The organism is Nocardioides pakistanensis (assembly GCF_054781215.1).
Window position 1 is genome coordinate 13,218 of record NZ_BAAGUV010000002.1, and the last position, 20,763, is coordinate 33,980.

Annotated in this window: 21 protein-coding genes; 10 read left to right on the forward strand and 11 right to left on the reverse strand. The window is 72.0% G+C overall.

What is annotated here, in order from left to right:
• Nucleotides 1-113 precede the first annotated feature (113 nt).
• The 3 genes from ACYVIH_RS00085 (at nt 114) to ACYVIH_RS00095 (ending at nt 3,437) form a co-directional block, all read left to right on the forward strand.
• Nucleotides 114-893 carry an IclR family transcriptional regulator gene (locus ACYVIH_RS00085; RefSeq protein ID WP_460864542.1) on the forward strand — a complete coding sequence of 260 codons (780 nt, stop codon included), beginning with the start codon at nt 114-116 and terminating at the stop codon, nt 891-893.
• A 63-nt stretch (nt 894-956) separates the two neighbouring features.
• On the forward strand, nt 957-2,249 hold the full coding sequence (locus ACYVIH_RS00090; RefSeq protein WP_460864544.1) for a PP2C family protein-serine/threonine phosphatase: 1,293 nt from the start codon (nt 957-959) through the stop codon (nt 2,247-2,249).
• A 189-nt stretch (nt 2,250-2,438) separates the two neighbouring features.
• Nucleotides 2,439-3,437 carry an ECF transporter S component family protein gene (locus ACYVIH_RS00095; RefSeq protein WP_460864545.1) on the forward strand — a complete coding sequence of 333 codons (999 nt, stop codon included), beginning with the start codon at nt 2,439-2,441 and terminating at the stop codon, nt 3,435-3,437.
• Here the strand turns inward: ACYVIH_RS00095 and ACYVIH_RS00100 are convergent.
• A complete protein-coding gene (locus ACYVIH_RS00100; protein WP_460864547.1) occupies nt 3,434-4,156 on the reverse strand; it encodes a TetR/AcrR family transcriptional regulator in 723 nt (240 codons plus the stop codon). The genes ACYVIH_RS00095 and ACYVIH_RS00100 overlap by 4 nt on opposite strands.
• Nucleotides 4,157-4,276: 120 nt before the next feature.
• Here ACYVIH_RS00100 and ACYVIH_RS00105 point away from each other — a divergent pair, with 120 nt between their 5' ends.
• Nucleotides 4,277-4,657 carry a VOC family protein gene (locus ACYVIH_RS00105; protein WP_460864551.1) on the forward strand — a complete coding sequence of 127 codons (381 nt, stop codon included), beginning with the start codon at nt 4,277-4,279 and terminating at the stop codon, nt 4,655-4,657.
• Here the strand turns inward: ACYVIH_RS00105 and ACYVIH_RS00110 are convergent.
• From ACYVIH_RS00110 to ACYVIH_RS00120, 3 genes are read right to left on the reverse strand one after another with little or no spacing between them, the layout of a single operon-like run.
• Nucleotides 4,650-4,883 (reverse strand): hypothetical protein, encoded by a 234-nt coding sequence (locus ACYVIH_RS00110; RefSeq protein ID WP_460864555.1) that lies wholly within the window; start codon nt 4,881-4,883, stop codon nt 4,650-4,652. The two genes, ACYVIH_RS00105 and ACYVIH_RS00110, sit on opposite strands and share 8 nt — an antisense overlap.
• A complete protein-coding gene (locus ACYVIH_RS00115) occupies nt 4,880-5,533 on the reverse strand; it encodes an RNA polymerase sigma factor (protein ID WP_460864557.1) in 654 nt (217 codons plus the stop codon). Before ACYVIH_RS00115 ends, ACYVIH_RS00110 begins: the two co-directional genes overlap by 4 nt.
• Nucleotides 5,530-5,766 carry a hypothetical protein gene (locus ACYVIH_RS00120; protein ID WP_460864559.1) on the reverse strand — a complete coding sequence of 79 codons (237 nt, stop codon included), beginning with the start codon at nt 5,764-5,766 and terminating at the stop codon, nt 5,530-5,532. Before ACYVIH_RS00120 ends, ACYVIH_RS00115 begins: the two co-directional genes overlap by 4 nt.
• Before the next feature lie 203 nt (nt 5,767-5,969).
• Here ACYVIH_RS00120 and ACYVIH_RS00125 point away from each other — a divergent pair, with 203 nt between their 5' ends.
• Nucleotides 5,970-6,671, forward strand: a complete 702-nt coding sequence (locus tag ACYVIH_RS00125) for a hypothetical protein (RefSeq protein ID WP_460864562.1) — start codon at nt 5,970-5,972, stop codon at nt 6,669-6,671.
• Nucleotides 6,672-6,725: 54 nt separating this feature from the next.
• Here the strand turns inward: ACYVIH_RS00125 and ACYVIH_RS00130 are convergent, their stop codons facing one another.
• The 3 genes from ACYVIH_RS00130 to ACYVIH_RS00140 are packed head-to-tail and all read right to left on the reverse strand — an operon-like array spanning nt 6,726 to nt 10,133.
• A complete protein-coding gene (locus ACYVIH_RS00130) occupies nt 6,726-7,370 on the reverse strand; it encodes a response regulator transcription factor (RefSeq protein ID WP_460864564.1) in 645 nt (214 codons plus the stop codon).
• A complete protein-coding gene (locus tag ACYVIH_RS00135; protein ID WP_460864565.1) occupies nt 7,367-9,376 on the reverse strand; it encodes a histidine kinase in 2,010 nt (669 codons plus the stop codon). The genes ACYVIH_RS00130 and ACYVIH_RS00135 overlap by 4 nt, the downstream gene beginning before the upstream one ends.
• A gap of 58 nt (nt 9,377-9,434) precedes the next feature.
• Complete coding sequence (locus tag ACYVIH_RS00140; protein WP_460864567.1) at nt 9,435-10,133, reverse strand: hypothetical protein; 699 nt, start codon at nt 10,131-10,133, stop codon at nt 9,435-9,437.
• Between the two features lie 546 nt (nt 10,134-10,679).
• Here ACYVIH_RS00140 and ACYVIH_RS00145 point away from each other — a divergent pair.
• Nucleotides 10,680-11,561 (forward strand): cytochrome b/b6 domain-containing protein, encoded by an 882-nt coding sequence (locus ACYVIH_RS00145; protein WP_460864568.1) that lies wholly within the window; start codon nt 10,680-10,682, stop codon nt 11,559-11,561.
• Nucleotides 11,512-11,910: a molybdopterin-dependent oxidoreductase gene (locus ACYVIH_RS00150; protein WP_460864570.1), complete on the forward strand. Its 399-nt coding sequence runs from the start codon at nt 11,512-11,514 to the stop codon at nt 11,908-11,910. Before ACYVIH_RS00145 ends, ACYVIH_RS00150 begins: the two co-directional genes overlap by 50 nt.
• A 169-nt stretch (nt 11,911-12,079) precedes the next feature.
• Here ACYVIH_RS00150 and ACYVIH_RS00155 read toward each other — a convergent pair whose 3' ends face one another.
• On the reverse strand, nt 12,080-12,946 hold the full coding sequence (locus ACYVIH_RS00155; protein WP_460864572.1) for an alpha/beta fold hydrolase: 867 nt from the start codon (nt 12,944-12,946) through the stop codon (nt 12,080-12,082).
• A 147-nt stretch (nt 12,947-13,093) separates the two neighbouring features.
• On the opposite strand from ACYVIH_RS00155, the gene ACYVIH_RS00160 reads away from it, so the two are divergent.
• Complete coding sequence (locus ACYVIH_RS00160) at nt 13,094-16,651, forward strand: ATP-binding cassette domain-containing protein (RefSeq protein ID WP_460864574.1); 3,558 nt, start codon at nt 13,094-13,096, stop codon at nt 16,649-16,651.
• Here the strand turns inward: ACYVIH_RS00160 and ACYVIH_RS00165 are convergent.
• Nucleotides 16,648-17,289, reverse strand: a complete 642-nt coding sequence (locus tag ACYVIH_RS00165; protein ID WP_460864576.1) for a hypothetical protein — start codon at nt 17,287-17,289, stop codon at nt 16,648-16,650. The genes ACYVIH_RS00160 and ACYVIH_RS00165 overlap by 4 nt on opposite strands.
• Before the next feature lie 260 nt (nt 17,290-17,549).
• Here ACYVIH_RS00165 and ACYVIH_RS00170 point away from each other — a divergent pair, with 260 nt between their 5' ends.
• Nucleotides 17,550-18,722 carry a sensor histidine kinase gene (locus ACYVIH_RS00170; protein WP_460864577.1) on the forward strand — a complete coding sequence of 391 codons (1,173 nt, stop codon included), beginning with the start codon at nt 17,550-17,552 and terminating at the stop codon, nt 18,720-18,722.
• A complete protein-coding gene (locus ACYVIH_RS00175) occupies nt 18,719-19,387 on the forward strand; it encodes a response regulator (protein WP_460864579.1) in 669 nt (222 codons plus the stop codon). Before ACYVIH_RS00170 ends, ACYVIH_RS00175 begins: the two co-directional genes overlap by 4 nt.
• A 96-nt stretch (nt 19,388-19,483) precedes the next feature.
• Here ACYVIH_RS00175 and ACYVIH_RS00180 read toward each other — a convergent pair whose 3' ends face one another.
• Together ACYVIH_RS00180 and ACYVIH_RS00185 are read right to left on the reverse strand one after the other, a co-directional pair.
• A complete protein-coding gene (locus ACYVIH_RS00180; RefSeq protein WP_460864581.1) occupies nt 19,484-20,047 on the reverse strand; it encodes a dihydrofolate reductase family protein in 564 nt (187 codons plus the stop codon).
• 102 nt (nt 20,048-20,149) lie between these two features.
• Nucleotides 20,150-20,749: a dienelactone hydrolase family protein gene (locus ACYVIH_RS00185; RefSeq protein WP_460864583.1), complete on the reverse strand. Its 600-nt coding sequence runs from the start codon at nt 20,747-20,749 to the stop codon at nt 20,150-20,152.
• Nucleotides 20,750-20,763 lie beyond the last annotated feature (14 nt).

A 20,763-nucleotide genomic window follows, 5' to 3' on the forward strand; every position in this document is an offset into this window, starting at 1 on the left:
TGCGGGCGTTGAGGCGCCATGCTGCTCCGTCCTGGCACGCGCGCGACACCGCGATGTTCGTTCAACGAACAGCCGATCTAGCATGGCCCCCGAGCGCGACGACAGGAGTCAGCATGCCCCGGACCGGCGAACCCGGACGCAGCGTCGGCTCCCGCCTGCTCCAGCTGCTGTTCGCGTTCTCGACCGAGCGCGCCGAGCTGACCATCGCGGACCTGACCCGCGCGACCGGCATGCCGCACGCGACGGTCCGCCGACTGGTGCTGGAGCTGGTGGCCGCCGGCGCCCTGGACCGTCACGAGGACGGCCGGCTGACCGTCGGTCTCAAGCTCTGGCAGCTCGGCACGCTGGCGCCGCTCACCGAGTCGCTGCAGACGCTCGCGCTGCCGTACATGGAGGACCTGTACACCGCTCTCCGGCAGCACGTGCAGCTCGCGGTGCTCAAGGGGCCGGAGGCGGTGATCGTCGAGCGGCTCTCGGCGCCGGAGGCGGTCGGGCTGGCGTCCCAGGTCGGCGGCCGGCTGCCGCTGCACTGCTCGGGAGTCGGCAAGGTGCTGCTCAGCCACGCAGACCCGCAGGTGCTCGACGGGCTGGTCGCCGACGGGCTGCGGCGCTACACGGCTCACACCGTGACCGACCCGGCGGCTCTCGCCAACGAGATCGCCGCGTGCAGGAAGACCGGCACCGCCACGGTCCGTGGCGAGCTCACCGAGGAGGCCGACTCCGTGGCCACCCGGATCGTCGACGGGAAGGGACGGGTGGTGGCGGCGCTGTCGGTGGTGGTGCGCAGCGGGACGGTGAAGCACCACGCTGTGCTGCCGTCGGTGGTCACCAGCGGCCTGGCGATCTCGCGCCAGCTCGGCTGGCGTCCGGGTGTCAGGATCCGCACGGGCTGAGCGATCGGGCCGGGCTTCCTCGTCTCCGAGACGTGGACGTTTTGCCGCGCCTATGCTGCGAAAGTGGAACGGGGAACGGCATCGAACGCCTTGGGCAGGGTGCTGGAGGCCGCCGAGGCGGCCTCGCCGGTGGGGTCCGTCGAGTCGGTCACCCGCGAGCTCGGACTGGCGCTCCGCGCCACGGCCGTCTCCTTCCTGATCGCCGACCTGTCGGGAAGGGCGCTGGTCCGCCTCGCGCACATCCCGCTGCTCGCCGACGGGACGAGTCCGAGCCCGCTCGAGAGCGGCGAGCGACGCGAGGCGGCGGAGTCCGCGACGGTGATCCCCTTCCAGGGTGGGCCGAAGGAGCAGGCCGTGCGCACCCAGTCCGTGCAGGTTCTGCCGGCTGGTCCGGCCCCCGGCCTGTGGCGGGTGCTCGCGCCGGTCACCGAGCGCGGCGAAGCCATCGGTCTGCTGGAGCTTCTCCTCCCGGACCGTCCCGACGCGGACCACGTGGCGGAGATCGCGCAGCTGGCGCACCTGCTCGCCTTCATCGTGATCGCCAACCGCAGGCACACCGACCTCTACGAGTGGGGCCAGCGCACCCGGCCGTTGAGCCTCTCCGCGGAGATCCAGCGCCGCCTGCTGGCCGGACCGCAGACCTGCGAGGCGCGAGCGTTCACCCTCGCCGGATGGCTGGAGCCGGCCTCGGCCATCGCCGGGGACACCTTCGACTTCAGCCTGGCGCGCGACGTCCTTCACCTGTCCATCACCGACGCGATGGGGCACGGGGTCGCGGCCGCCCTCGACGCCACGCTCTGTGTCAGCAGTCTCCGCAACACGCGCAACGCAGGAGAACAGCTGCTCCAGCAGGCCAGCTCCGCCAACCAGGCCCTGGCCGAGCACACCACCAGCCGGGGACTCGAGGACTTCGTGACCGGACTCATCGGGCGCCTCGACCTGCACAGCGGTGTGCTCGAGCTGGTGAACGCCGGCCACGTCGTCCCCTATCTCGCGCGCGGATCTGAGGTCACTCCCGTCGAGCTACCCATCGACCTGCCCTTCGGGATGTTCGCCGACACCGCCTACCGCAGCACCCGGCTGACCTTGGAGCCCGGCGACCGGTTCGTCGCGGTCACCGACGGGATGCTCGAGCGCCATGCCGCCGGCCTCGACCTTCTGCGCGTGATCGGGGAGACCCGTGCGCTGCACCCCAGGGAGGCGGTCCGGGCACTCGCCGACGACGTCATCGCCGCCACCGGGGGAAGCCTCCATGACGACGCCACCGTGCTGTGCCTGGACTGGCACGGTGATCACGGCCTCGATCGAGACAGCTGCTACGGAGCCGACGTCGCCGGGCCGAGCGCGCCGTTGTGACGAGCCGCCGGAGGTCCTGACGCGAGGTCGGACCCGAGGGGTGCTACAACGCGGTTGCCCGGACGATCCCGGACGCCCGGCCCGCCGCCCGAACGGTGTCGGTCGGGGCAAGTACAGTCGGCGTGTCGCGAGCAGGCGCCGTGCCTCAGTGGCCATGCCGTGACGGACCACGTGGAAGGGGGAGCGGCGGTGTCGGAGGAGCAGGTCTCGGTCGCCCGCCGTGAGAGCAGCCGCTGGGACCCTCTGGCCGAGCGGCTTCGCGATCTGCGCGCACGGGCCGGCGAACCGTCGTACACCGTCCTCGCGCAGCAGGTGATGGACCGCCGGATCGCCGCGGGGATGCCGGCGCACTCCGCGCGCATCGCGCGCACCACCGTCTACGACTGCTTCAAGACGGGGCGGGTGCGGGTCAACCTCGGTCTGGTCCGCGAGATCGCGGCGGTGCTCGGTGCGGAGGACGGAGAGGTGGACGAGTGGGTCGCCCGGTGCCGGGAGGGCGCGCCGGAGCCCGCAGCGCAGCCGACGCGGGAGGAGTCGCCGAGCCTGCCTCCGCGTCCTCGGGAGGAGGGGCCGCCCGCTGCGCCGCCCACGCGCCGGCTCATGGTCCTGCTCGTCGTCGGGTCGGTGGGGCTGAACCTCGCCGGGCGCGGGTTCGAGGAGCTGCTGCACCTCCCGGTCTATCTCGACATGTCCGGGACCGCGATCGCGGCGATGGCGCTCGGGCCGTGGTGGGGAGCCCTGGTCGGCGCCCTCACGAACCTGGCCGGCGTCGCCGTCAGCGGACCGGCCTCCCTGCCGTTCGGTCTCGTGAACGTGGCGGGCGCCCTCGTCTGGGGCTACGGGATCCGCCGCTTCGGCTGCGGCCGAACGCTCCCTCGCTTCCTCGCGCTGAGCCTTCTCGTCGCGGTGGTCTGCACGGCCATCGCCGTGCCGATCCTGCTGCTGCTCTTCTCCGGGTCGACGAACCACGGCCAGGACGCAGTCGGCGCGACCATCCTCGAGCTGACCGGATCGAAGGCCCTGGCGGTGACCACCTCGAACCTGGTGGTCTCGGTCGGCGACAAGATGCTCAGCGGCTTCCTCGCCCTGGTAGCCCTTGCTGCCCTGCCGTTGAGCCTGCGCACTCGCGCGTCGATCCAGGTGTTGACGCCGGCCGAACGTCCTGACGCCGCGGGGTCGCAGGTCTAGCCCTCGATCAGGTCGGCGAGGCCGGCGACCACCCGGCGAAGGCCGAAGTCCCAGGCGTGCGCGGCGCTGTACGGCGCAGCCATGTGCTCGCCGGCCGCCCCGCCGACCCGTTGCGCCACCGGGTAGGAGTCCCCGAGGTAGCGAGCCAGCGGGCTCGCCGACTCTCGCCACACCTCGGCGAAGTCGGCGCCCTGCTCGGCCCGGTCCGCTGCGGCTGCACTCGACCGCGTGAAGTCGAGGACGAAGGTGAGCGCGGCATCCCGGTCGAGGTCGGTCAGCCCGGTGCCGTCGAAGGCGCGCAGCTCGTGGTCGTACTTCGCGACCGTGCCTGGCCCGAGCGCGACCCGGTCGTCGGCCACCTGGAGCAGCCAGGGGTGTGCGCGCAGGAGGGCGAGGTTGGTCTCGGCCACCCGGCGGACCCTGGTCCGCCACGACGCTCGCCCGAGCGGGGCAAGGGGTGCGGCCGCGTGGGCGGCGTCGGCCATGAGCACGAGCAGGTCGTCACGACTGTTCACGTGGGTGTACACCGACATCGGTGACATGGAGAGGGACTCCGCGACCGCGCGGATCGTGACGGCGTCGAGGCCTCGGGCGTCCGCGATCCCGATCGCGCGGGTGACCACCTCGCCGGTGGAGCGCCGTGACCGGGGCCCGCGTGCGCCTCTGGCCGGGGCGTCCGGGTGGTCGCGCCAGAGCAGGTCGATCAGCGGTCTGCCCATCCCAGCCCCTTCTGTTTGTGTCGGCGATTACACTGTACGACGTACACAGTTTATCGTCCGGCGGTCTCGACGGACCCGACCAGCGGGGTCGGGCTCGACTGCCGGGGACGGAGGGCTCTGATGAAGGTCACCGACACCGCTGTTTCGCTGAACGTCCCCGACGTCGCGGCGTCCGCGGACTTCGCGAAGACACACCTCGGGTTCGAGGAGGCGATGGCTGACGAGGGTTTCGTGTCCCTCAGGCATCCCGATGGCGGCTTCAACGTCATCTTCCTCGCCACCGGGCTGTCGACGTTCAAGCCGGCCGAGATCGCGGGACCCGCCGGCCAGGGGCTGCTCCTCGCGCTGGTCGTGGAGGACCTGGACGCCGAGTTCGACCGGATCGCGGCTGAGGGTGCCCGGGTGGTCACCCCGCCCGAGACCGAGCCGTGGGGCGAGCGCTACTGCCAGTTCGGCGACCCGAACGGCATCGTGTGGCAGCTGGTCCAGTGGGTCAGCTGAGGTCCTGCTCGAGCAGCTCGCGGAGCGCCTCGGCCTCATCGGCGCAGGCGCCGCACCCGGCCAGGTGGGCCTCCATCGCCGGGTCCACGTAGTCAGGCTCGTCGATGCGACGCTCGACGTAGGCGTCGACCTGGGCGAAGCACTCGTCGCACGACAGGTAGGGGTCGCTTTCGAGCAGCAGCTCGTCGATCGTCTCGGCGCTCAGGGAGCGGGTCGGCTCGGTCATCGTGGCCTCCGATCGGGCTGCGTCTCGAGAAGGCCACTCTCGCTCAGCGCAGCGCGCAGCCGGCGCCGGGCGTCGTGCAGGGTCTTGTAGAGGGCGTTGCGGGTGCTGCCCAGCCGCTCGGCCAGCACGTCGATCGGCACCTCGTCCACCAGCAGTGCCAGCACCACGCGCCGCTGGTGCGGCGTGAGCTCGCTCGCGATCGCGGCCTGGAGTGCCCGCGCGAGCTGCGAGGCTTCCGAGAGTGCCGCCGGCGTCGGCGAGGGGTCGACGAGGGTCATCGTGTCGGGCAGCGCGACCTCGCGGTGCCGCCAGGCCTGGCGTCGTACCGCGACGCCCGCGTGCAGGATGGCGAACTTGAACGCCCAGGTGGTGAAGCGGCTCCGGCCCTCGAAGAAACCCAGCCGGCGCAGCACGGCGACCAGGGCGTCGTCGGCGGCCTGCTGGGCCAGGTCCTCCAAATCGGCGGCGCCGGCTCCCGGCAGGAGGTCACGCAGCCGCCAGACCTGATGCCTCGCCGCCCGGAACAGAAGCTCACGCAGCCGGCGCAGCGCCAGGTCACCGGCCGGCCCGTCGTCGGACAGGTCCGTCAGCCAGGTCTCGTTGGAGGTCGCCGGCGCCACGGCGGTGGTGCTCGGCTCGGCCGCGGTCATCGCGTCACCTCGGGAGGTAGGGGCGCCACGATGCGCGCCGCCAGCTCAGGCGGACAGCCGCGATCGACCAGCTGGAGCAGGGCGTGCAGGTCGAACCGCGGGTCGGACGCCACGGCGTCGGCCAGCCTCGCGGGGAAGCCGGCCTCGAGCAGCCGGCACCGGCGCCAGTCCTGTACGTCGATCGGCGGACCGCCGCTGCACCCCGGTGCGGCCTGCGCCTTGTGAAGGGTCATGCCCTGTGAGTGTCGCCGCACCGGCGTGCTCTTACCCCACCCGACCGGCGCGGGTAAGAACCCTGCGGCTGACGACACGAACACGTCATGGCCCTCTCGACTTCGTCATCATCTGCGCCCGCGACGCGTGGGGTCAACGTCGGGTCGGGCCCCGCGCCGGCGAGCCGACCGGCGCTCCGGCTCCCACACCCGAGGAGACACCGATGAGCCCATCCACCCTGCCCCTGCGCCGCCGCGGCTTTGCCACCCTGCTCGCCGGGCTGGCGCTGGCCACTGCGCTGGCCACCGGCGTGCTCGACGCCGGGCACTCGCCGTCCGCGGCCCACGACGGCCGCCACGCCGGGACTGCCACCTCCGCCAGGACCATGTCCAAGGCGGCCTTCCAGGACCGCATGCGCAAGCTGTGGGAGGACCACATCACCTGGACCCGGCTGGCGATCGTCACCTTCGCCGACGGCGCCGCCGGCTTCGACGCCACCGCGGCTCGGCTGATGCGCAACCAGTCCGACATCGGCGATGCGATCAAGCCGTACTACGGCAGGGCTGCCGGCAACGAGCTGACCGACCTCCTGGAGGACCACATCGGCATCGCGGTCGAGCTGCTGCAGGCGGCCAAGGCCGGCGACGGCGCGGCCTTCGACCGGGCCAACACAGCGTGGTATGGCAACGCCGACGACATCGCCGACTTCCTCGCCAAGGCCAACCCCCGCCACTGGCCCCGCAAGGCCATGCGTGCCGCGATGAAGGGCCACCTCGACCACACCCTCGCCGAGGTGGGCCACGAGCTGAGCGGGCAGTACGCCAAGAGCGTCGCCGACTACGACCGGATTCACCGCCACATCCTGGGCATGGCCGACGTCCTCAGCAGCGGCATCATCCGCGCGTTCCCGCGACGCTTCCGCTGACCCCCCGGGGTGGCCGGGTCACCCGAGCACGGGTGGCTCGGCTGCCGGGAGCGCTCACTGCCGGCGAACGCGCAGCATCGCCTCGCGACGGTCGCGGACCTGCAGCTTGGCCAGGATCCGGCTGACGTGGTTGCGCACCGTGATCGGTGAGATGAACAGCCGCGCGCCGATCTCGATGTTGGTCAGCCCGTCAGCCAGCAGCTCGAGCACCTCCTGCTCCCGGGTGGAGAGCTCCGGCAGGTCCGGTACGGCGGCCGCCGCCTGTGCCGGGGCCGGCCCCGTCGGCTGCCCGAACTGCTCGAGAATCCGCCCGGCGAGCGACGGGCCGAACACGGCGTGCCCCGCCGCGACCGCGGTGAGCGCACTCACCACCTGCTCCGCGTCGGCGCCCTTCACCAGGTAGCCCGAGGCGCCGGCCCGCATCGCGGCCAGCACCGTGTCGTCGTCCTCGAACATCGTCAGCACGAGCACCCGGGCGCCGGTGTCGGCCACCGCGCGGGTGGCGGTGATGCCGTCCAGCCTGGGCATCCGCACGTCCATGACCACGACGTCGTAGGGCGTCGCCTGTGCCATCCGGACCGCCTCGTCGCCGTCGCTCGCCTCGTCGATCTCGCCGACCTCGGGTGCCTGGGCGAGCGTGAACCGCAGGCCGTCGCGGAAGACGGGATGGTCGTCGGCGAGGAGCACGCGCACGGTCATGGCTCCGTCCTCACGTCGGCCGCGGTCTGCGCGCTCAGTGGCAAGATCGCGCTGACCGTCGTACCTCCGTGCTCGGCGGGCCGGACCGCGACGGTGCCGCCGACCTCCTCGGCCCGCTCGGCCATGCCGGCCAGCCCGAGGCCGGGCGCCGCGGCAGGGTCGATCCCCGCGCCGTCGTCGGTGACCGTGACCAGGAGCAGGTCGTCCCCCTCCTGCGCGGAGATTCGCACGTGGGAGCTGCCCGAGTGACGGGCGGCGTTGGCGAGCGCTTCGGCGATGATCCGGTACGCCGCCAGCTCGACCGCCGCGGGCAACGGCCCGTGGGCGAGCCGCTCCTCGACCAGCACGAGCCCCAGCGAATCGGCCAGCTGCCGCACCGCGGCGTCGAGGCCGACCTGATCCAGCACCGGCGGGCGCAGCTCGTGCGCCACGCGACGGATTCCCTCCAGCGCTCCGGAGGCAGCCTCCTCGAGCCTGGCCAGCCGGTCGACCACGGTCGCCGGGTCGGAGCGCACCAGCGGCCGCAGCGCCCCGAGCTGCATCGACAACCCCGCGACGACCGGACCGAGCTCGTCGTGGAGCTCGCGGCCGAGGCGCCGGCGCTCCTCCTCGCGGGCAGCGACGACCTGGCGGTGGTGCTCGGCGACCTGGGTCGCGAGCCGCACCGCGTCTGCGGCGATGCCGGCGTGCCGGCCGAGCTCGGCCAGCAACCGGCGTTCGTCGTCGCGGAGCCGACGGCCCGCGTGTGGCGCCACGGAGATGGTGCCCACCTCGGCGTCGCCGGCCAGCAGCGGTGTGCGGACGACGGGGCCGCCGGTGTGGGGGCGACCGTGCTCGGCGGCGTGCCCGAACGCCTCGACCCGGACCCAGCCGACCCGCAAGGAGGCTGTGACCGAGGCCGCGACGGCCGGCAGCAGCTCGTCGAGCGTGGGCGCGCGGTGGGCGTGCTCGGCCAGCCGGCTCAGCGCAGAGTACGGGTCCCGACGGTCGCCGTGCAGCAGCCGGTCGACGGCCCGTTGTAGCCGGGTGCGCAGCGGCAGCACCGCCAGCGCCGCCCCGGCGGCGACCACCCCGGTGCCGAACGGCGGGAGGTCGGGGCCGGCGGCGACGATCAGCCCCGCCACGGCCAGGTAGAGCAGCGCGATGCCCAGCACGAGCGTCGCGTAGACGAACGTGTGGTGCACCACCACCGTCACGTCCTGCAGTCGCCGGCGGAGCACCGCCGAGACGAGGACCGCGGCGAGGAACAGGCTGGCCGCGACGTCGAGCAGGTCGGCCGCCGGCGGCCATGCTGCGCGGCCCACGACGACGACGGTCACGAACACCGCGAGAGCGAGGAGTACGACGACCAGCCGGTTGCGCTCCTCGACCGGCCCCCGCCGCAGCCGCAGGAACAGCACCGGCAGGCTCAGCAGCAACGAGACCTGGAGCAGCCAGTCGAGTCCGGCGACCGGCCCGCCCCAGGAGGCGGGCAGCACGCCCACCGGGTTGGCGAGGTCCGCGACCCGGGCCGGCCACGACGAGTCCGGAGCAGCGGCGGGTCCGCGCACCAGGGACCAGGCGCCGATGAGCAACAGCTGCCCGGTCACCGTGGCGACGACGACCGGCCGCCACCGCCGGGACGGCAGCCGGCCGTCGGGCAGGAGGAGCAGCGTCAGGAAGGTGCAGACGACCAGCACGGCGGAGGCGCGGTCGACGAACCAGACCGCCGTCGCGCGAGCGGCGGGGTCGCCGTACCGCACCCAGGACTCGGCCAGGCCGGACACGGCGAAGAGCAGTGCGACCGACAGCATCAGCCAGCCCACGGCCATCCGCGGCCGGCCGGCGGCGATGAGCGCGCCCGGCAGCGACCACAGCGCCGGCAGTGCCAGCGGCTTCCACGACACCGGGTCCCCGGCGGCGAGCGCGAGCCCTCCGGCGAGGACACCGGCGACCGTGGCCAGCGCCGCGAGCAGCCACGCCAGGAGCGCGAGCCGCAGCGAGGGGGCGTGTTCGGGACCCGCCATTGCGCCAGTATGCGCAGGTTCCGGGCCCCCCGTCCCCGGAACCTGCGCCACCGGCCGGCTACCGCGAGGCACCTGCCCACACCGCCTGCGGCATGCGGATCAGCACGACGCCGAGCCACGCCCAGCCGACGGCGAGCAGCAGGTGCGGCTCCAGTGGCCCGGCGCTCGGCAGGAGGAAGTCCCACACCAGGAACGCGATAACCAGCGCACATGCCGGCCTGGGAAACCGGCCCGACCGCCAGGCGGCGACCGTGATGAGCAGGACGCCGAAGAACGAGCCGACCAGGTGCGGCACCAGCGCCAGCCACACCGCGCCGGGGTCGGAGCCGAGGTTCTCGTGCAGCGTCGTGGCCGGCCCGACCGGGATCAGCTGCGGCGCGATCGTGCCGGTGACGTAGCCCATGCTCAGCACGTTGGCGAACCCCCACATGCCGAGGAGGAACAGCGGCGTCGCCACCAGCGTGAGCCGTCGGGCCGACCACCGGGTCACCTGCGCGAGCCCGAGCAGGCCCAGCGGCATGAACAGCGCGCTGACGACCAACAACGACTGCTCAGTGCGCTGCAGCACCGGGTGGTCGAGCCCCCACCGCAGCTGGTCGGCGAAGTCCACACCGCCCGTCGCCAGGTCGCCGGCGTACTGGCTGAGCCCGTTGGTGACCGCCGCCGCCACCAGGCACGCGCCGGCGGCGACCCGGACCAGCGAGGAGTACGGCGCCGCGGTCGGTGAGTCGAGCCGGGGCTGGAGTGTCTGGGTCATGGCGACCTCCCGTCTGGTGGATCCCTGGACGGATCCGTCACGACGAGGGTGGTCGGTGCGAGGGGTCGCGCACATGGTGCAGCTGTACCTGTCGGTGTCCCAATCCGGGCGGGGTCGTCAGGAGCGAAGCGGGTCCCCGGCGGGTCGCGATGGACTAGACCACCCAGAGGACTACGGTCGGCAGCAGGCATCACGACGGACCCACGCATCGGAAATGGAGGGCCGTGAGGATGGAGCCGTATCTTCAGGCTGCCTCGTCTTCGACGGAGCTCGGCTTCCCCTGGTGGCTGCAGGTCACCCACCTGGTCAACTTCCTGTTCCTCGGGCTGCTGGTGCGCTCCGGGTGGGAGATCCTCGCGTCGCACCCGCGGCTGTACTGGCGCAACGACTGCGGGTCCCGGCACCGAGTGGCTGAAGTTCACCAAGGACGAGGTCCCCACGGAGATCGGCGCCTTCACCGCGCGTGACGACCAGCGCGACCTCCACCCGCTGATCAGCCTGCCGGGCCGGGCGAAGATCGGCATCGGTCGCGCCTGGCACGGGCTGGTGACCGTGCTGTGGGTGCTCAACGGGCTGATCTACGTGGTCCTGCTGTTCGGCACCGGCCAATGGCGTCGGATCGTGCCGACGTCGTGGGACGTGTTCGGCGAGGCGTGGGACTCGCTGAAGATCTACGCCGGCTTCGGTGTCCCGTCGATCGAGCACTTCCAGCCGTACGACGCGCTGCAGGAGATCATGTACTTCCTGGTCGTCTTCGTGCTGGCGCCGCTGATGATCGTGACCGGGCCGGTGATGTCCCCGGCGGTGGTCGGCCGTTACCCGTGGTACCCGAAGCTGTTCGGCGGTCGTCAGGCCGCTCGATCGCTCCACTTCCTGGGCATGGCGGCCTTCGTCGTCTTCGCGGTCACCCACGTCGCGCTGGTGTTCGTCGTACACCCCGAGCACAACCTGGTGCACATGATGATGGGCGAGGAGTACGACCCCGCCCTGGTCGGCCAGGCGGTCACCCGGGTGATCATCGGCGTCGTCGTGGTGGTGGCGCTGTGGATCGCCGCGTCGTACGTCTCCCTGATCGACCCGCGCAAGAGCCAGCGCGTCCTCTACGGACTGCAGACGCCGGTCAAGCGGCTGTTCCTGAACCGGATGACCTCGCGGCAGCGCAAGCAGCAGGTCTTCACCGAGAAGGACATCTCACCCTTCCACTGGGTCAACACCCGACCACCGGACCTCCAGCAGTCACCGGAGTGGGTCACGCTGCGCGAGAACGACTTCGCGGACTACCGGCTCGAGGTCGGCGGGTTGGTCCGCGAGCCCAGGTCGTTCTCGCTCGAGGAGCTCAAGACCCTCGCCAGCCAGGACCAGATCACGATGCACACGCATGCAGGGCTGGACCGGCATCGCCAAGTGGTCCGGGGTGCCGCTGCGTGACGTGCTCGCCCAGGTGGAGCCGCTCGAGGACGCAAACTACGTGATGATCGAGTCTTTCGGCACCGCCCAGCACATGCACGACGGTCGCCCGGTCGAGCCGTACTACACCGTGCTCACCAAGGACATGGCGATGGAGGACGAGACGATCCTCGCCTGGGGGATGAACGACGAGCCGCTGCCGGACATGTACGGCGCCCCGCTGCGCCTGCGGACCGAGTCGATGCACGGCTACAAGATGGTCAAGTGGGTGCGCTCGGTGTCGTGGATCCGCGACTACACCGAGGTCGGCGACGGCATGGGTGGCACCCGCGAGGACTCCGGCTACCAGGACATGGACGCCCGCATCTGACCCCGGCCGGGGTCCGTCGAACATGCAGCCAGCTGCTCGGACCCACGGTCTCAGGCGTGTCGGGCACCGCGAGAGGCCGTAGCTGCATGTTCGACGGGCGGTCAGGCCTGCGTCCGGCTGCAGCTGTCCGTGGCCGACGTGGACGAACGCCGGGCTCGCAGCCCGGGGATCACGCACCGTCGAGCACCTCGCGAAGCCTGGCGGCGAACGCAGCAGGGTCGTTGCCGGGCGACATCGGGCTCACGATGAAGCCGCCGTGGTCGCCGGGGAACACGACGGGTTCCACGCCCAGCTCCTTGGCCAGCGCCTCACCGCTTCGCCGGGCGAGTGAGCCTTCGCCCTCGGCGCCGATCGCGGGGACGATGCGGGCCGCCGAGGCTCGCAGCGCTTCGAGGTCGGGCTCGAAGGGTGGCATGGCGAGGTTGCGGCTGAGTAGCGGGTCGTCGCGCGAGCCGTCGTCCTCGACGGGCAGGCCGAAGACGGCGGGGTCGGGCGCCGGCCGGTCGAGGTAGTCGTCGGGTAGCGGACCGGAGTGCATGACGAGCTGGATGAACTTCGCCATCGCCGGGCCATAGCCGTCGCGCCGGTAGGTCGCGACGATGTCCTCGCTCACCCGGATTGCGATCTCGCGGTCCTCGAGGATCGTGGACAGCGGCGGCTCGTGCGCGACGAGCGTGCGGACATCCTGGGGGAACTCGACGATCCAGTGCGGGGCGAACGCTGCGCCGCCGCTGGAGCCGAACGCGTCGACGGGTCCGAGTCCCGCGGCCTCGACGACATGGTGCAGGTCCTCGCCGTGCAGCTCGCCGGTGACGGTGCCCTCGGGGGTGAGCGTGCTGCGCTCGGCGCCGCGGGGGTCGTAGGTGATGACCGTGCGGTCGGTGAAGTGGCTGACGAGCTGCTCGAAGTCGGACGCCGCCATCGGTGAGCCGAAGATGAACAGGGGTGGATGTTCGCCCGGGGTCTCCGGCTCGTGGACGTCGTAGGTCAGTACTGCGCCGGGCACCTCGAGTGTGCCGGTGATCACCTTGGTCATCTGGGCCTCCTTCTGCTCGTGCCCATCCTGACCCGTGAGGCGCCTGGAACTCATCGGTCCGACTCTGCGCGGTGCAAGCTTCCTCGCGTCCTCGGGGCGGAAAATCAGGAGAAAACCGTCGGTCCTCCGGCATAGCGTGGTCGGACCATGACAGCGATCGCCACCGAACCCGCCACATCCGACCAGCAACGCTCGGCGCCTTCGGAGGTCGACCCTTCGCGCAGGGTCGACGCGCGGAGGCTGAAGAGCCCGGTGGCGATCGCCGCACTGGCCGCTTCAGCGGTGGGCGCGGTCGGGATGACGCTCGGCACCGTGGTGGCGGGGCGGCTCGCCGAGGACCCGACCCGGGGACTGGTCCTGCTGCTCGCGGTCTGCCTCGTCGGCGCCGCTGTGGTGGACACGGCCGGGAAGATCGCCTGGGTCGGCTCGTCCGACCGCGCGGAAGGTCGGCTCCGTGAGGATCTGCTCCGGGCGGCACTGCGCCAGCCGCTGTCCGCGCTCAACGAGCAGGCAGTGGGCGAGGTCCTCGACCGGATCGACGACGACACCCACGAGGTCGGCAACCTGGTCCGGTGGCAGTTCTGGATGATGGCCCGCACCCTGTTCGGCACCCTGCCGATGTGGGTGGTCGCCGGCCTCACCTGGTGGCCGTCGTTCGTCCTCTTCCCGCTGCTGGCCATCGTGACGTGGTTCGCGGTCCGGTCGCTGCTCGGTGAGATCTCCCGCCGCAAGGTCGTCGAGGAGATGGCGTGGACCGACCACGCCGCCGTGCTCGAGGAGGGGATCGCCGGCCGCGACGACCTGCGCACCAGCCTGGGTCAGGCCCACGTGCTCCGCCGCGTGGCGCGGCTCTCCGCCGACGTGCACGCGAAGTTCAGGGCGGTCCTCGACATCGAGAGCCGCCTGGTTCGACGTGCCGGCGTCCTGCTCCACGCTCTGCTGGCGGGCATCGCGGTCGCCGGTGTGGCACTGGCCGCCGGCGGGAACCTCTCGGTTGCTCAGCTGGTGACCCTCTTCCTGGTCACCTCGACGTTCGTCGGGCAGATCGCGATGGTGGCCAACCACCTGCCGGACCTGCAGGCCGGTCTCGGGGCCGTCATCCGGCTGCGACAGATGCTCTCGGTCCCGCCGGAGCCGGAGGGCGGGAGCGCGCTTCCCGAGGGACCCCTCGACCTGGAGCTGCGCGGCCTGGACTTCTCGTACGCCGAGGGCACGTTCGCGCTGCAGGGCATCGACCTGCACGTGCCCGCTGGCCAGACCGTCGCCCTGGTCGGCCGCACCGGCTCCGGCAAGTCGACGTTGGCCGCGCTCGTCTCGCGCGCGATGGAGCCGCCGCGCGGCGGCGTGTTCCTGGGCGGCACCGACGTCCGGGACCTGGATCTCCAGCGACTGCGGCGGTCGGTCGGTGTGGTCACGCAGCGCACCGAGATCCTCGCGGGCACCCTCGCCGAGAACATCACGCTCTTCGCCGAGGTCCCGCGCAACACGATCGAGGCGGCCGTGGCGGAGCTGGGTCTGGACGACTGGGTCGCGGGTCTTCCCGACGGCCTCGACACCCTCCTCGGTCCCGGCGGCACCTCGCTCTCGGCCGGGGAGGAGCAGCTCGTCGCGTTCGCCCGCCTGCTGGTCCGTGACGTGCGCGTGGTCGTGCTCGACGAGGCCACCGCGCGCATGGACCCGCTCACGGAGCGCCGCGTCGTGGCAGCAGCCGACCGACTGCTCACCGCCCGCACGGGCATCCTGATCGCCCACCGACTGTCCACGATGGAGCGGGCCCAGCTGGTGGCCGTCCTCGACCGAGGGCGCATCGTCCAGCAGGGCAGCCGCAGCGAGCTCGCGATGACCCCGGGGGCGTTCCGCGACCTGCTGGAGGCCAGCCGGACCGACCATGGCCACGACCTGCCCGCGGGGGAGGGCATCGACGCCAAGGGTGCGGTCGCGGCGGAGCTCTCCGCGTCCGAGCACCGCGGCGTGGGAGCACGCCGTCGTTCCGGGCCGCCGCCGGAGATCGAGGACGTCGGCACCGGGCCGTCGCTGGCGCGCGGGATCGCGCACGCGCTGCTGGTGCGTCCGTCGTGGGGTGTGCTGGGCGCCGTACTCTTCCTGCTCGCCTCCCTCACCGGCGCCCAAGGTGCACTCACCGGGCTGCTCTGGGGACGTGTCGTCGAGGACCTCCGGGACGGCGGGAGTCCGCTCTGGCTGACCTGCGCGGTCGTGGGCAGCCTGCTCGCCGCGCCCGTCATGCTGGCCAACGCGTTCTGGCGGTATCCCCGGTGGTGGGTGGAGGTGCTCCTGCGCGCACGGATGGCGGTGCTCTACGGCCAGACCAGCCAGCGCCGACTTGCGCGGACCCCGCCGGGCGAGGTTGTCGCACGGTCGATGGACGCCGACCGCTACGCGCGGTATGCCGACCGCTGGGTCGACTTCGTCAACGGCTTGATCATCGCCAGCGTCACCGCGCTCCTCGCCGGCACGTGGATGGCCGGAGCCGTGCTGCTCGCCGTGATGGTCTCCTCGGCGCTCGCCTCGACGCTGGGCCGGCCCATCGCGGGCCGCTCGGCCGCGGCTTCGTCCGCCGCCCGAGCGGGATTCGGCCGTGCCCTCGTCTCGGCGCTGGACTCCGCGCGCACGGTCAAGCTGGCTGCGGCGATCCCCGAGGTCCACGCCCATCTCCGCCGCGTCGACTCGGGCCGGGTGAGCGCCGCGGTGAAGGAGCATCGGGTGCAGGCCTTCCTCGACGGCGTGCCCCTGGTCATGGTGCAGTGCGGCGTCGTGACGGCGTGGGCGATCTACCTCTGGGACGGGTGGAGCCTGGCGATCGCGCTGCTGGTGGCCAACGCGGTCGGCGGCTTCGACTGGTTCGGCCGGGTCGCCGGGATGGTGGTCACCGAGGCGCCGGGCACGCGGGCCTGGCAGAAGGAGACCAGCCGGTTCGCCGCCGGTGCCGATCTGATGGACCTACCTCCGTACGTCGACCTCGTCAGCGGGGACGCCCCGGAGCCGGAGCCGGTCCGGCGCGTCCCGCTGGAGCGACTCGAGCTCTCCGGGTTCTCGGCGATCCATGACGACGGCACGATCGGCGTCAGCGACGTCGATCTGACCGTGGAGGCCGGCGAGCTGGTGTTGCTGGTCGGGCAGGTCGGCTCCGGCAAGTCCAGCCTGCTCGCGGCACTCGCCGGTCTGATCGAGCACTCCGGTGTCCTGCGCTGGAACGGTCAGGAGGTCACCGATCCGCAGGCGTTCCTCCGGCCCGCGCAGGTCGCCCACGTCGCCCAAGTGCCGCGGGTCCTGTCCGGCAGCTTCTCCGACAACGTCCTGCTCGGCCACCGGCGGGCGTTCGAAGATCCCGTCTCTGCCGCGCGGCTGGGACGCGACATCGAGGAGGCGGGCGGCAAGGACGCCCTGGTCGGCCACCGTGGCGTCCGGCTCTCCGGCGGACAGGTCCAGCGGCTCGCGCTGGCACGGGCGCTGGCTGCCGACACCGAGGTGCTGCTCGCCGACGACGTCTCCAGCGCCCTCGACGCCGCCACCGAGATCGAGCTCTGGGCGGCGCTGCGCGAGCGGAGGAGGACCGTCATCGGCGCCACCGCCAAGCGAGCCGCCCTTGCCCAGGCCGACCGGGTCGTGGTCCTCGTCGATGGTGAGGTCGCCGCCGTCGGCCCCTGGCACCAGCTCGCCCCTGCGTGGAGCCACCTCGCCGGTTAGCGCCCGATGCTCGCCGGGTTGCGCCACTCGGAGCTGGACAGCTGCGCGACTCGCCAGGCCAGGACCGTCGCGGCCGCTGCGGCGAGTGCGTACTTGACCCCTGCGACGAGCAGCACATCGCCGGGAGCCGCAAGCTCGAGGGCGAACGCTGCCGCGGCCAGGCCGACGACCCAGAGTGGCACGAGCCCTCGGCGGTAGAAGGCCACGGGCAGCAGGAGCACCGACAGCCCGTACGCGACGATGAGTGGCATCACGAGCAGTCCGATGGCGGCGTCGCTGTTGACGCTGGCGAGGATCTCGATCGCCGTGTCGCGGGCTGGTGCCGCGTCTGCGATCTTGATCGTGACGAGGGAGAAGGTCGCGTAGGCGACGTGCCCGAGCGCGCCCATCACGCCGAAGAGGGCGGCAACCCACGCGAGCCGCTCCCCGCGGCCGCGAACCACCCGGGCGGCCCCGATCACGCCGACGACGAGCAGGACGGACGAGAGGGTGAGTACGGCGGCCTCCGCGGTCAGCCGGCCGGGCGCGGACGTCGCGACGTCGTACAAGCCGGCGGCCTGTCCGTCGTTCGGCGGCGCGATGAGACCGCCGACGCCGACCAGCACGGCCGAGCCGGCGAGCGCTGCTGCCGTGACCATGCGATGAGTGGGTGAGGCGTCCGGGTCGACGCGGGTGGTTTGGGACGAAACCTGGGGTGGGTTCAGCATCGGACTGGCTCCTCGGTCGAAGAGAATCTGGTCCGACAAGTCCATCGGCTCGAGCCGGCCGGTGCGTCGGCCTCCGCGGCAGTCCCGCTGGCTCCTGGGTCCGGAACCCGCGGAACCGGTTCCACCCATCGGTCGACGGGGGTCGCCGCAAGGTGGATGCCAGCGGCGACGGTGTCTGGCACGCTGACAGCATGTCGTGGGTCGGCGGCGGGCTCGACGTCCGCTCCGTCAGCTCTTCGGTCCGGACGATGGGTGCGGAGCGTCGAGAGGATGTCCTGCTGGCGGGGGTCATCGGCCTCGCCGGTCTGGTCGAGGTCGGCCTCGGGGCGGTGCCCGGGCACACCGGGGTTGCGGTCCTCTCCTTGCTGGTCATGACCACGGCGCTGCTGGTGCGACGGGTCCGGCCGCGGACGAGCCTCGTGCTGGTCCTCCTCGCGCTGACGATCCAGTCGTTCCTCGGTGTCCCGGTCAACGGTCAGCTGGTCACGAACCCGTTCATCGTGGTCGCGGCGTACTCGGTCGGCGCGCACCTCGATCGGAGGGCCTCGGCCATCGGGCTCGCGGTCGGTGCCGTGCTGGTGTCGGTCGCGATCGCCGCCGCCGGCTCGGGCGGCTCGGACTACGGTTTCGGTCTGCTCCTCATCGCGGGCCCCTGGATTGCCGGTGTGCTGGTGCGCGCCCGCTCCGCCGCGGAGGCGGAGGCGGTTGCCGGCGCCCAGGACAGGGCGAGGCAGGCGGCCGACGACGAACGGGAGCGCATCGCGCGCGAGCTCCACGACATCGTGTCGCACGGTCTCTCCGCGATGGTCGTGCAGGCCGCCGCTGCCGCGGAGCTGGTCGACCGCTCGCCCGAGGCCGCTCGCCAGGCCATGCACGAGGTCCAGACAACCGGCGCCGCCGCGATGACGGAGATGCGGCACATGCTGGGGCTCATGCGCGGGGACGACGCACTCGGACGCCGCCCCCAACCGGCCCTCGACGACGTGCACGAGCTCGTCGCAGCCGAGCAGAGCGCGGGCCGTTCGGTGAACCTGACCGTCCGCGGCACGCCACGCGAGCTGCCCCGCGGGCTGGCACTCTCGCTGTTCCGGATCGTCCAGGAGTCCCTCACCAACGTGCGCAAGCACGCCAACGGAAGCCGTTGCGAGGTGACCATCGCCTACACGTCCACAGGCGTGGAGGTGGACATCGTGGACGACGGAGTAGGTCCCTCCGCCCCCACAGACCCTGGCTTCGGGATCATCGGCATGCGCGAGCGTGCTCGGTTGTACGGCGGGTCCCTCGACGCCGGACCACGCTCCCCGGAAGGCGGATGGATCGTGCGCGCCACGTTCCCACTGGAGCAGGACGCGGTCCGGCCATGATCCGCGTGCTCGTCGTGGACGATCAGGCGCTGGTGCGCGACGGTTTCCGCGCGATCCTGGAGTCTCAGCCCGACTGCGAGGTCGTGGGGGCGGCCGAGGACGGAGTCGACGCGGTGGAGCAGACCTTCCGGCTGGCGCCGGACGTCGTACTCATGGACATCAGGATGCCGCGGCTGGACGGCGTCGAGGCGACTCGACGGATCTGCTCGGACCAGCGGTGGGCCGGACGAGTCATCGTGCTGACGACGTACGGAGCCGACGAGAACGTCTGGGACGCCTTCCACGCGGGCGCCTCGGGCTTCCTTCTGAAGACCACCACCGCCGGCGACCTCGTCCACGCCGTGCGTTCGGTCGCCGCCGGCACGGAGCTCGTTGCTCCCGAAGTGACGCGGCGGCTGGTGCGCCAGTTCATGTCGAAGCCACGCCCCGGGGAGGCAGCACCCGGGATCGCGGAGCTCAGCGAACGGGAACGCCAGGTGTTCGAGCACCTGGCGGCAGGTCTGTCGAACGCCGACATCGCCCGCACGATGTTCGTGTCCGAAGCCACGGTGAAGACGCACATCAACCGCCTCTTCGCCAAGCTCGGAGTGCGGGACCGTGTGCAGGCGGTGATCTACGCCTACGAGTCAGGATTCGTGTCGCCAGGGCCGCGGGTGCGGCAGTAGCGCCGGACTGACCCGTCCCGGAGGGCGTCCGGTCGAGAAGCCTCTTGATGCGGCGTTGCCGCAGCGACTCCCGCGGCGAGCGGACGCGGCAGCAGGTCAGCGCCTCGTTTCGTAGCGGGACAGCGTCACGCCGTCCGGGAAGGTTCTCGTCTCCACGAGGCGCAGGTTCACCCAGGTGTCCAGCGCGCTGAAGAACGGCGTGCCGCCGCCGACCAGCACCGGGTGGGTGACCACCTGGTACTCGTCGATCAGGCCGGCGCGCATCGCCGCGCCCGCAAGGCCAGCGCCGCCGATCTCCATCGGGGCACCATCCTCGCCCTTGAGTCCGGTGATCTCGGCCACGGCGTGGCCGGTGACCAGGCGCGCGTTCCCGCTGACCTCGTCGAGGGTCGTGGAGAACACCACCTTCGGTGTCTTCTGCCAGATGCGGGCGAACTCGACCTCTACCGGCGTTGCGTCTGGCTGCTGGTCGGCGGTGGGCCAGTGCGCGCTCTTCAGCTCCCACAGCTTGCGCCCGTACAGCGAGAGACCGATTTCGCCGGCCCGGTCGTTGAACCACTGGTGCAGCTCGGCGCTGGGCACGCTCCAGCCGATGTCGTCGCCGGGTGCGGCGATGTAGCCGTCCAGGGAGGTGTTCATCGAGTAGATCAGTCTGCGCACGGTGTCAGCCTCCGATCAGCTGTGTCGGTCTGCTGAGTACCGACCACGCCGACAACGGAAACTCATCGGTGCGCGATCTGCGCCCGCAGGCGGCGCAGGGACTCACCTCGATGGTCGCTCTCCGGTGAAGTTCCGCAGGAAGTCGTCCACGTGCGTCCACAGCTCCTCCGTGGCGCGCGGATCGAACTCGTCGGGCAGGGAGGCGTCGGTGAACAGGTGCCCGGAAGCAACGTACTCGTGGAACTCGGCGTCTGCTCCGGACGCGCGCACCGCCGCGAGGAACTGGTCCACGAAGTCCTGGTTGCGGTGGGGGTCGGAGACGGCGTAGTGCAGCTGCACTGGCACCGCTGCTGGCCAGGCGTCGGCGCCGAGGAACTGGAGGGGGAGGGCGCCGGAGAACAGCACCGCGGCCGCCACCGGGCGGTGCAGGGCGACGTGCTCGGCCATACCGGCGCCGTTGGAGAAGCCGGCCACCACGAAGCCGTCCGGCAGGTCGGCCGTGGCGTCGAGAGCGGCCTGCATCAGCGCGGGGAAGCCCACCTCCTCCTGATAGGCGATCGCGGTGGTGTAGTCGTCGAACGACCGCCCGTCGTACTGGTCAACCACGAGCACCTCATGCCCGCCTCCGCGCAGCCGCGCCGCGGCGTCCAGCACGCCCCGACGGACTCCGAGCACCGAGTGGAACAGCGCTATCGAGGCCATGTCTCCTCCTGACG